An 11,824-nucleotide genomic window follows, 5' to 3' on the forward strand; every position below is an offset into this window, starting at 1 on the left:
ACGACTTTTTTAGTTTCCGGCTATCAAAAAAAGTTCAATAAGGATCTTTACTGATATTATTAACAAAAGGGTTAAGGCGGCTAACAAAACTTTTGGTTCCCGTATCTTCATATATATCAAGCATAAAACAAGAAACCCATAACCTCCTAGCATCTCAAAGAAGCTAAAACGACCCGTAATCGTCGCATAAGGCATAACGCTAAACACGTCCACTACCCTTACCATGCCATGAACCAGCCCTTCTACGATCTTCTGTATCCAGTCATATCCATAGAAATCCACCGGATAGCCTAACCACAAAAAGGCAAAAGGAATCAAAAACATAGCCAAGAGAGTGACCGGTAGATTCGTAAACAAGAAAACTGTCGAAAATTGTCCAAAATAATAAAAACAGAGCAAAGCAGTACCTATCTGTGCAGCAATAGACACCGTAATCCATTCCCAAGGCATGGCCAACAAAGGATTTCTCACCACTATCCATTCCTTGAAACGAGGCACTAGGAATAAAATAAAAAACACAGCCAAATAGCTTAACTGAAAACCGACATCAAACAGATAATACGGATTATAGGCCAGCATACAGAAAGCGGCGGCGGCCAATGTATTATATCCATCCGTAACACGCCTAAGCGCCCTTCCTGTTAAATATAAAGATAGCATCAAGGCTGCCCGTACCGCCGAGGGCGCTAATCCTGTGATAAAGACAAACCCCCAAAGACTTCCCACCAGAATGATATAACGAACCCAACGTCCTATCCCCCATCTTGGCATAAACGAGCAAAAGAAAGATAAGAATCCACAAATCACGGCAACATGAAAACCGCTCACCGCTAATATATGAGACACGCCCGCCAAAGAGAAGCGCCTTTTCGTTTCCCGACTCATCGCTTTCTTATATCCCAATGTCAATGTAGCCAAAATAGATTTCTCCTCATCAGATAAACGCAAACGATCAAATGTATTTACCAAAGAATATTGAGCCTTGGTAGCCAATAAATCTAAAGAAGAAGCAGGCTCATTTACAAGCGCTATACGCCGGTCACTATACCAACAGACCTCAACCGCCAAACATACAATCAAAACGGAGACTATAGCTCCCCATATCCAACGGGAATCGTATTGCAACTCAGCATGCCCTTGCCCCCACGAGAACCCCAAAAAAAGAAAAACCAAAGCAGATAAAACCCCTAAAACATATAGGAGCGAAGAGGCAGGTAAAAACGCATAGCATAAAATTCCGGTTATCCATAAAAAAAGCGGCCGTACAAAAGGCCGCTTTTGTATTTCCTCAATCATGATAGTTAGGTTTTGTGATATATTAATGTGTTCTACAAAGCTTTCAAGTCTTTAATTGTTTGTATCGGATCTGGAGATTTGAATACGAAGTTACCGGCGACTAACACATTGGCACCGGCGTCAACCAAGCGCTTCCCCGTCTCTAAATTCACCCCGCCATCTACCTCGATCATAGTACTCAATCCCTTCCGGTCTATCATTTCTCGTAAACGAGCCACCTTATCTACGGAATGCTCAATGAAACGTTGACCACCAAATCCCGGATTCACGGACATCAATAAAACCATGTCCACATCTTGGATAATATCTTCCAATAAGCATATGGGCGTATGCGGATTCAAGGTGACACCCGCTTTCATGCCCGTTTCCTTAATAGCCGCTACCGTCCGATGCAAATGGGAACATGCCTCATAATGCACGTTCATCATATAGGCTCCCGTAGCCGCCACTTCGGGGATAAACTTCTGGGGCTCCACGATCATCAAGTGCACATCCATCGGCTTCTGGCATATAGGCTTTAATGCGTTAAGTACCGGGAAACCAAACGAGATATTCGGCACGAATACCCCATCCATAATATCCAGATGCAACCAATCGGCGTCACTTTTATTTATCATCTCCATCTCCTTCCGCAAATCCAGAAAATTAGCGGAAAGCAGGGAAGGTGCTATCAAATGCTTCATAATCTTGTCTTTTGTTTTTACAAAAGTACACAAAAAAAGAAAGAGAACCTAATAATATAGATTCTCTTTCCGTAATTCTTAGTTCAACACATACCCGCAGAGCTCCGGACGTACAGCCGGTTCCGCTTGATAAGCCCTCGCAAACTGTTTCAAGAAATCCATCGTTTGCTTCCGAGGCGAACTTTTCGCCTCCGGGGCACTTTTCACTTTTTTCTCCAAATCATCCATGCATTGCGTAGAAAGCTTCCTCATAGGCACCTCTATTTTTATCTTGTTTGCTAATAAAACGTAGGGACCTAAGACTTATTGCATGGAAAGAAAATTATTTTACACCATAGATAGCTCGATACGGTTCTCATCGGCCATACGGCGCATATTCAAGATAGCGTAACGCATACGCCCTAAGGCCGTATTGATGCTAACCCCCGTGATATCGGCGATTTCCTTAAAACTAAGGTCTTGATAGTAACGCATCTCCAACACTTCACGCTGGTTATCCGGCAAATGCTTTACCAATTTCTTCACGTCAGACAATACTTGATGGCGCACGATATTATCCTCTATCGTACCATCGCAAAGCTTGATATTATTAAATAAGTCGATTTCTACCTCATCATTCGAGATCGTGTTTTCGCAACGTTCTTGACGGAAATTATCGATAATCAAGTTATGGGCAATACGAGTAATCCATGCCTTAAACTTGCCGTTCTCGGTATAGCGACCTTGTTTTATAGTCATGATAACCTTCACGAAGGTCTCTTGAAAGATATCCTCCGTAAGCTCTTTGTTACGTACTATGAAATAAATGTAAGAATGAATGCTACTTTTGTATCGATTTAATAAAATATCGAAAGCGGCATTATTACCTTCTGCATAAAGGACAACCAATTCCTCGTCGGTCATCATTTTTAAAGTCTTCATTACTTTCACATTTTTAGTTTATTCGAGTAATGTTTATGCTATAGGCGATGGGGTTTAACTGTTATACAATGTTATTTATGGAAGCAAAAGAACGAAAAATATTTTAAACCAACAAACATTTTATTTCAAATTATAAAAAGAATGTCCCCTGCCCGCACCTTTAACGTACGAACAGGGGACTTTACTGATCTAAAATATATGTATATTAGAACTTGTATCCCAATGTCAAAGCTACACGAGTCGTGTTTGTTTTCATCGTGGCGGGTTGGGCTTCGAGGAATGGCTTCGGATCATCTCCCGCAAACATATTAGAGAACGTATAAACATCTTCCTTATGCGTACGGAATACACAAGCCAAGTCCGTATAGAAGTTCGGGGTGAAGCGATAACCGATACCTACCGTATAATTCATGACCCCTTTATCGATCGTATAATTAGGAATCGTATCAACCGTAAAGACCTCTTTCTCTCCATTCTTCAGTTTATCCTTGATCGGACTATCGCTGTAGGCGACACCTGCTCTTACGGCAAATTGAGGAGTAACCTTTACCTCCGCACCTACACGGATCGTATTCATTGATTTGAAATTATCCGTTATATCTTGGTTAGTATACACGTTACTGCTACCATCCGTTTGATACATACGCATATTCTTATAATTCATCAACTCGTAATCAATGCTTATCAAAGCGGTCGTACCCAAGATTGCGGCGGCACTAAAGATCCATTTATCCGGAGAACGGAATTCATAGTCATAATAAGCATTATTAGGAGTAGTCGCATCCAGTTTACGCTCCTTCATCTCCCCTTTATCCATAAAGGTCAGATAAGAACCGGCCTCACCATAATAGCGATCTGTCATCTTATACCATGTAGGAGAATTATAAGCCACACCCAAGCGAAGAAAATCGGCGGGACGAACAATGGCACCCACATTAAATGAATACCCGGTACCATCCGTATCCAAGTAATTATCTAAGTATAAATTATTGCCGTTCGTAAATTCCTCATCATACGATGACTGATATCTATAGTTCAGATCCGTAATCGCAACCGTAGCGCCAAGCATCACAAGTTCCGATATATTTATACCGAAAGCCAAGTCATATTGATCCACGGAACCTCGCTCTGAAACTTTTAATTGACCTCCTTGCAATAAATACGGACTCCATTGCCCATCCGCATCTTTATCCCCGAACGCACTATAATACTCTTTATCATTATCGTTATATGAATCCATATAACCGGCATTGTATCCTAGAATAGATAGCCAATCACCTAAGTCTTGGTTATTATAAGGGTTATAGTCTTTACCCTCCCCCAACAGTCCGCTAGGCATTCCTGCCGCACGCATGGCCACATAATCAGAAAGAGAAGTATTCAAATCACCTCCTGTAGCCATCGTATAGTTCCGGTTATAATTCTTCAAGCGATTATAAGAGAAACCAACGTTCCAGCTCACGATACCCTCATCATTCGCTGTCGGGAAATATCCTACGTAAGCGATATTATCGAAACTCACCTTCGTACGGCTGTTGTCCACCTTCGAACCAAGCCAATCGGTCTTCGCGGAGGCCGAAGACAAACTCAATGTCGTAACCACCTCCGAGCTTTTATAAATCGCCAAGCCTGCCGGGTTCGTATTCATAGCGGAAATATCACCACCTAACGCACCAAAAGCACCACCCATTCCTAAATAACGAGCCGTACCATTCAACTCCGTCTGGGAATACTTAAAGGCATCCAACTGTGACTGCGAAAAAGCGGTGCCGCCACACAGGCCAAGCACCGACATTATAATTCCTATCCTTTTCATCGTATCTCTAATTTTATCAACCTAACACTTTTACCTGCGACCACCACCGGCACGGCCACCTCCGCCACCAACAGAGCCTCCACTAGAACGACCTCCACCGAAGCTACCGGAAGAAGAACCTACCGAACTACTACGAGAAGGAGAGGAACTTCTAAATTGACTGGAAGAAGAGCGACTATTTGAGAAATCGCTACTGCTTCTGGAAGAAGAACGTGTTACCGGAGCTGAATATTGACGTCCGGAAGAAGATGCGGCTCCAGAACTACTTCTGGAAATCCTTGTTCTCGCCGAGCTATTACTTATGCCCGAGCTACTTCTTGTCGTTGCCGAATTTCTAACAGAAGAAGAGGAACGACGTCCCGCACCAGAGGAAATAGCAGATTCCCTACGGGTAGATCCCGCACGTCCATTGCTCAAGGAACTTGAAGACGAAGGTCTTGTAGTCGATCCGGAATTTCTCAAGGAAGAAGAGCCACTGCTCCGCCCACCTGTATAACCGGAACCTCTGCCACTCGCATAAGAGCGATTATCTCGATAAGAGGAACGTCCGTTTGAATAATGTCTACTTGGAGTCGAGTAGTAACCGGGATAGTAATGATGGTGATGCCCCCAATGGCCACCCCAATAGCCTCCACCCCAGCCCCAAGACGGGCCATACCATGGATCGTACCACGGACTATAATAGCCGGCATAAAAGCCTCCCCAGCCCCAACCGAATCCCCAAGACGGGCCGTAGAAGCGAGATGAATAAGTCCACCAAGGGCTATAACTATAGAACCAAGGATCGTACCAACCGGTATACCAAGGCGAACCCCAACCGTTGCCGACATTGATATTAAAATTCACGTTCGCGCTACCGTTCGAATAATCCGTATCATAGCCGTAACCATAATATCCGTCACTCAGATACAAATCGACTTGATCCGCTCCGGCGATCGTAATCTTACTCGGCGAATGATAACGAATGATACGTTCCGTATATTCAGTATCCGAACGACGCTCGGAAGAAGACTCATTCTCATCGCTATCCTCATAGATAACGGAATCATCCTCACGATAAGGCTCCTCCACCTCGACTGATGTATAACGACGGTTATATTCATCTACATCCCGGCTGTCTGAAGAAGCTTGGCTCTTGGCTGTAGCGACCAGGGTCCTAGACTCCTGTTTCGGCTGAACAACCTTTTTCTCTTCAACCTGTTCTTTCTTTTTCTTGTTTTTGGAAGAGAAATACACATCATCAAAGAACTCCTCCTGAGCCGCGGCACTAAACGCGATCAGAAGCATCATCACTAAAGATGTTAATTTCATGGGTTTCATATTTGTTTCTCCTCTACATTAAATAAATATTTTTCTCTTTTCATGTTTGACACCCTTTTATGCAAAGGGTTTAAACGCTTTTTAGTTTTATAACAATAAACTCAATGCAATGTATGTACAAATATAATCGGTTCACGCTAATGTCCCAAGATTTACATATACTTTAACTTATAAAACTCACACATTTATTGTTATCTATAAAAGAAGATGCAAAGTTGGCGTAAACGCTGCAATCTCCGCAAATTCTTATTATTTTTGTTTCAAATTATAACGAAAAAATTACGCATATGGTATTAGCCTCGACAATAGATTTCACATTGCCCTTAGCGGACCCGGTATTAAAATTTCTCTTGATTCTTTTAATTATCCTAGCCGCTCCCCTTTTATTAAACAAGCTGAGAATCCCTCACCTGCTTGGACTGATCATTGCCGGCGCAATTATCGGACCGCATGGCTTTAATCTCGTATTACGGGATAGCAGCATTATCTTGTCCGGGACGGCGGGATTGCTTTATATCATGTTTCTCGCCGGATTGGAAATCGATATGGCGGATTTTAAGAGAAATAGTACGAAAAGCCTAGCTTTCGGCATGTACACATTCCTCATTCCGATGATCCTAGGAACGGTTGTCGGGATATGGGTCCTGCGATTCAACGTATTGACCTCCGTTTTACTCGCCAGTATGTTCGCCTCCCATACATTGATCGCCTATCCGATTATCAGTAAACTGGGTATCAGCAAAAACAAAGCTGTCAGTATCACCGTAGGAGGAACGATGATCACTGATACCTTGGCATTGCTCGTCCTAACGATCATTGTCGGCATGGCCACCGGACAGGTCAACGATATGTTTTGGATTCGTCTGGGGGTTTCCATCTTGATATTCGCATTAATCGTATTATTCGGTTTCCCTTTCATTGGGCGTTGGTTCTTTAAGCATGTACACGATAATATATCACAGTATATATTCGTGCTGGTGATGGTATTTCTGGGATCTTTCCTAGCTCAGGTAGCGGGTATGGAGGCGATCATCGGGGCGTTCTTATCCGGACTAGCCTTAAATCGCCTTATCCCGCAAAGCTCACCCTTGATGAATCGTGTCGAGTTCGTAGGAAATGCCATATTCATCCCATTCTTCTTGTTGGGCGTAGGTATGTTAATAGATTATCGTACGTTCTTTACCAGTTTCGAGACCATTAAAGTAGGGCTTATCATGATTATCGTAGCTACGGCCGCCAAATACATAGCCGCTTGGATGACCCAAAAGACTTTCCATCTGTCCACGGATCAGCGAAGCGTTATTTTCGGCCTAAGTAACGCGCAAGCCGCCGCTACATTGGCCGCCGTGATGGTCGGATATAACGTAATCACCGGAACAGACGCTAATGGGGAACCAATCCGGTTATTAAATGAGAGCGTGTTGAACGGTACGATCCTGATGATACTTGTCACTTGCACCATCGCCTCTTTCGCCGCCCAAAAAGGCGCTCATAACATAGCGGCCCAAGATATATCCGATAAGGAGGAAAACAAAAAAGAGTCAGAGCATATCTTGATACCAGTCAGCAATGAAGAGACCGTGGAAGAGCTGGTCAACCTCAGCTTGGCAATCAAATCTCCCCAAAACAAGAACGGCTTGTTTGCCCTAAAAGTGATAGATAACCATCATTCAGACGAGAAAGCGTTAAAACAATCCCGCAGGGTTCTACAGACCGCAGTCAATACGGCTGCCGCCACGGATACCCGGATGAAGGATTTATTAAGATATGACTTAAGCGTATCGAATGCTATCGCCAGCGTGGTAAAAGAGCGGGAGATCACAGATCTGGTAGTGGGATTGCACAAGGAAAAAGATATACCGGCGGCCTTCCTTGGCCATATCGTGGAAAGCGTATTGGCGGAAAGTAGTGTAAGTACATTCATATACAAGCCCGCACAACCCATCTCTACTGTTAGACGGCATCTGATCATCATCCCGGAATTGGCCGAAAAAGAAATCGGTTTCAACCAAATCATCTTCCGGCTACGAAACGTGACCCAGAACACAGGTGCAGCGACAGTCTTTTACGGTTCGGAAGCGACCTTGAATGCCTTAAAGAAATTATTAGCCAAGAAAAGCGGAGAAGCCAGTTATATCGAATTCAACGACTGGGATGACTTCCTGATCGTTTTCCGGGATATAAAACCGGACGACACGATGTGGATTATCCTTAGCCGCAAGGAAGGACTTTCCTACGCTCCCGCCATGGCCCGTATCCCCAAGTACCTCAACAAATACTTTCAGGCAAACAGTTTCGTCTTGGCATATCCCGTGCAAGCTGGCATGAACGAGGGCACTCGCTATCTGACTTAACCATTACGGAACCAGCCTCTCACGCCAAGACTTTCGAGGTGAGTACGGCATTTTCCGCTTAGCGTATCCCAGACGGAGGATCAAGGCAGGAATCTCGTTGGTGAAAGACAAGTCTTTCGCCAGCAAACCGGAAAGATCACGCACCTCACAAGGCTGGTTCAAAAAGGCGAAAGCGATATTCTTTTCCGTAGCTCTCAAAAGAAAACGTTGCAAACTCCGGCCTAGCGCAAACCATTCCGGTAGCGTATTTGTCCGTAAGGCAAACAAGGCTAAATGAGAAGAAGAGTCCAGCTTCTTCTTGTCTCCCCTATTTTGTATGCCGGCTTTCAAGACACTTCCCATGATTGTCTCTGAGATAAGACGGGGAAGATTCGGCGCCCCGAACACCGCATAACTCAGGCCGTCCGATGTAGCTCGTACATGATTCTTATTAAAACGCATCCATGATTTCAGCTCTCGTTTAAACAGATGATCGTTCATTTGCCGGTTATTCCCCGCAAATATATAAGAAGAAAGCGTATCGAACTCCCACTCTCCTTTCGACCACAAATGCAGACTGATATTTTCCTCCAAAGGCGTATTCCTCAAATAGCTCAATTGATCCGATGGAATCATTTCCCCGGAATATATGCCTCGATTCGTCTGTCTGACCGAAATTTCCTCGATAAGCCCACTCGTCTCCTTAATCATCGATGCCTCCGACAAGAGTACGGTGATCTCCCCCGATCCTGAAAAAACCGGTAGCGGAGCATATCCTTTTGCCTCAGCCGCAATGCAAAGATTCTCGGTGGCACATCCTAAGCTAATAAATAACTCACGGTTATCCGGATCTACGGACGGAAGGGACTTACTCATATCCGGAAGAATCTGTATCCTATCCTTTTGCACACGAAACAACCAAGGTTGGGTATTATGCCCCGATGGGGCTTTCACGGCTTGTTCCATCATATAGATAAAATCCGGCCGTATATCACTTATCCGCAATGATCCTGTTTCCATATTATTATACACTTTCTCATTCTAGCGATGCCCACTACCTCTTTCCGTTCGTGCCCGGACAAACGCCTCAAAAACAAAAAATCCCGTAAAGCTTTCGCCTTACAGGACTCTCTGCGGAAAGACAGGGATTCGAACCCCGGGAACCTCTCAGTTCAACGGTTTTCAAGACCGCCGCAATCGACCACTCTGCCATCTTTCCAATAAGTAAATCGTGTGACCTGGGAGGGGCTCGAACCCTCGACCCAATGATTAAGAGTCATTTGCTCTACCAGCTGAGCTACCAAGTCAACATGTTATTTGTTTGAGTGACCTGGGAGGGGCTCGAACCCTCGACCCAATGATTAAGAGTCATTTGCTCTACCAACTGAGCTACCAAGTCATTCCATTTTGCTATCGTTACTTTTTCAAACCACCGTTTGTTTCTCGATTGCGGGTGCAAAGATAGAGGTTTTATTTTTCCCCGCAAACTTTTCGACTACTTTTTTTCATAAAATTTTAATCAAACTCGTAAATATCCGAGGGTGTAGTCCGCTTCAACGCAACCAATGAGACATCTTTCCCTACCCTTATGCCCTCTTGGAAAAGACGTATATCCACTGTCTTATAGGCCAGTTCGGGATGGTTATTGTCCCGGCTGAGATGGCAAAGCCAGATATTCTTCAAACCGGTATTATAATGGGTCGCCAAGAACTCTGCGGCCTCCCTGTTACTCAAATGCCCGGTGGGGCTCGCCACCCGCTCTTTCAAGAAAGCGGGATATGTACCGAAACGAAGCATCTCCTCGTCATAGTTCGCTTCCAATATTAAATGGTTCGCCATGCAGATATATTTCCCCACCGTGTCCGTGATATGGCCTACGTCGGTAGCGAAAGTGAATTTATGATTACCATACTCGATATGGTACCCCACATTATCAGTACTATCGTGAGGCACCTCGAAAGCCGTGATACGGAAATCACGGATAAGGAATGGAACTTCTTTTTCTATAACCTTGCGGGAGACACATAAGGTCTCCTCCACATACCGGCTCTTATCAATCCCCCGGTGCACGTCGGCTGTCGCATAGACAGGAATGCAAAGCTTCTCGCCCAAATACCCGACCGTCTTGATATGATCCGCATGATCGTGGGTAATCAACACGGCCACGATCTTGGTAAAATCGATCGACCGGTCCTTCAATACTTTCTTTATGGTCCGGATTCCGATACCTGCGTCAATCAGCATACCGAATTCCGAAGTCCCCAAATAATAGCAGTTCCCACTGCTCCCACTCGCTAAACTCAGAAATGATAGTTTCATACTCTCCTATTCCGCAACACTGCTTTTTTTCTGTTTTACATAGTATACACTAGGGGCGGAACGTCTCAGGGATCGATACCTCCCCGATCAACGAGCAGTTCATATGCTCCTTCACCTCGTCGGGTGTCAGCCCATGGCCGAAGAGGAACATTAGCTTCGTCACGGCGCTCTCCGTCGTACTATCGAAGCCGCTCGTCACGCCTGCCTCCAACAATTTGTGCCCCGTCTCATAACGGTGCATCTCCACACTTCCGGCCCTACACTGAGTAACATTCACGATGACGATACCACGGTCTACAGCCTCCTTCAACATATTCAAGAACCATTCCTCGCACGGAGCGTTTCCGCTTCCGAATGTTTCCATCACCACGCCTTTCAGACCCGGGATATTCAGGATACTTTCCACTACTTGCGGAGAAATTCCGGGGAATAGTTTTAGTATAGCGATATTTCGGTCCAACAAATAATGCGGCTTCAGCGGCTTACGCGATACCGGATGATATACCTGCGGCAGATCATACTTAATATAGATACCCGCATGAGCCAAAGCCGGGTAATTGTACGAACGGAACGCGTTAAAATTATCTGCGTTTATCTTACTCGTACGATTCCCCCTCAATAAATCATTCTCAAAAAAGATACAGACCTCCGGGACCAACGGTAAGCCGTTCTCCTTGGCGGCCGCTATCTCGATCGCCGTAATCAAGTTCTCCTTCCCATCGGTACGCAACATCCCGATCGGTAATTGCGATCCCGTAAGGATCACCGGCTTACTCAGGTTCTCGAGCATAAAACTCAATGCCGATGCCGTATACGACATTGTATCCGTGCCATGCAGTACCACAAAGCCGTCGTATTTCTGATAATTATCGGCGATGATTTTCACGATCTTCATCCACGAGTCCGGCCCCATCTCCGAGGAGTCCATCGGAGGATCGAACTGTATCGTGGCCACCGAATACCCCAGTTTCTTCAACTCCGGCATATTGTCCTTCAAATGCTGGAAATTAAACGACTCTAACACTCCAGTCTCCGGATTCTCGATCATACCTATCGTCCCACCCGTATATATCAACAGGATGGAAGCCTTTTCTTGTTGAGTATGCATGTCCATATAATTATGCAAAGTTAATAAA

General features: G+C 44.8%; 10 protein-coding genes and 3 tRNA genes. 1 reads left to right on the forward strand and 12 read right to left on the reverse strand.

All coding sequences use genetic code 11. The features are described from left to right. Positions 1-9: 9 nt before the first annotated feature. From CI959_RS20205 to CI959_RS20225, 6 genes are all read right to left on the reverse strand, one after another. The gene (locus CI959_RS20205; protein WP_005858154.1) at positions 10-1,296 is read right to left on the reverse strand and encodes a ComEC/Rec2 family competence protein; all 1,287 of its coding nucleotides are present in this window, start codon (positions 1,294-1,296) and stop codon (positions 10-12) included. A 32-nt stretch (positions 1,297-1,328) separates the two neighbouring features. After that, complete coding sequence (gene rpe / locus CI959_RS20210; RefSeq protein WP_008779587.1) at positions 1,329-1,979, reverse strand: ribulose-phosphate 3-epimerase; 651 nt, start codon at positions 1,977-1,979, stop codon at positions 1,329-1,331. A gap of 78 nt (positions 1,980-2,057) precedes the next feature. Beyond that, on the reverse strand, positions 2,058-2,231 hold the full coding sequence (locus CI959_RS21650) for a hypothetical protein (RefSeq protein ID WP_005858156.1): 174 nt from the start codon (positions 2,229-2,231) through the stop codon (positions 2,058-2,060). 75 nt (positions 2,232-2,306) lie between these two features. Further along, on the reverse strand, positions 2,307-2,900 hold the full coding sequence (locus CI959_RS20215) for an RNA polymerase sigma factor (protein WP_005858157.1): 594 nt from the start codon (positions 2,898-2,900) through the stop codon (positions 2,307-2,309). A gap of 205 nt (positions 2,901-3,105) precedes the next feature. After that, positions 3,106-4,716, reverse strand: coding sequence for an OmpP1/FadL family transporter (locus CI959_RS20220; RefSeq protein ID WP_095231524.1), 1,611 nt, complete (start codon positions 4,714-4,716; stop codon positions 3,106-3,108). A gap of 30 nt (positions 4,717-4,746) precedes the next feature. Further along, positions 4,747-6,036, reverse strand: a complete 1,290-nt coding sequence (locus CI959_RS20225; protein ID WP_005866279.1) for a hypothetical protein — start codon at positions 6,034-6,036, stop codon at positions 4,747-4,749. Between the two features lie 287 nt (positions 6,037-6,323). Between CI959_RS20225 and CI959_RS20230 the strand changes: the two genes are divergently transcribed. Then, complete coding sequence (locus CI959_RS20230; RefSeq protein WP_005858160.1) at positions 6,324-8,390, forward strand: cation:proton antiporter; 2,067 nt, start codon at positions 6,324-6,326, stop codon at positions 8,388-8,390. Between the two features lie 3 nt (positions 8,391-8,393). Here CI959_RS20230 and CI959_RS20235 read toward each other — a convergent pair whose 3' ends face one another. The 6 genes from CI959_RS20235 to CI959_RS20260 all read right to left on the reverse strand — a co-directional run bounded on the left by CI959_RS20235 (position 8,394) and on the right by CI959_RS20260 (position 11,802). Beyond that, positions 8,394-9,389, reverse strand: coding sequence for a nitroreductase (locus CI959_RS20235; protein WP_036610515.1), 996 nt, complete (start codon positions 9,387-9,389; stop codon positions 8,394-8,396). Between the two features lie 114 nt (positions 9,390-9,503). Next, positions 9,504-9,588: transfer RNA gene (locus CI959_RS20240), tRNA-Ser, on the reverse strand. Positions 9,589-9,603: 15 nt separating this feature from the next. After that, positions 9,604-9,676 (reverse strand) — tRNA-Lys (locus tag CI959_RS20245). A 19-nt stretch (positions 9,677-9,695) separates the two neighbouring features. Then, positions 9,696-9,768, reverse strand: a tRNA-Lys gene (locus CI959_RS20250). Positions 9,769-9,884: 116 nt separating this feature from the next. Further along, positions 9,885-10,688, reverse strand: coding sequence for an MBL fold metallo-hydrolase (locus tag CI959_RS20255; protein WP_005858162.1), 804 nt, complete (start codon positions 10,686-10,688; stop codon positions 9,885-9,887). 49 nt (positions 10,689-10,737) lie between these two features. Further along, positions 10,738-11,802, reverse strand: a complete 1,065-nt coding sequence (locus tag CI959_RS20260; RefSeq protein ID WP_005858163.1) for an asparaginase — start codon at positions 11,800-11,802, stop codon at positions 10,738-10,740. Between the last annotated feature and the right edge of the window lie 22 nt (positions 11,803-11,824).

This window comes from Parabacteroides sp. AT13, from assembly GCF_002272965.1.
Classification (GTDB): domain Bacteria; phylum Bacteroidota; class Bacteroidia; order Bacteroidales; family Tannerellaceae; genus Parabacteroides; species Parabacteroides distasonis.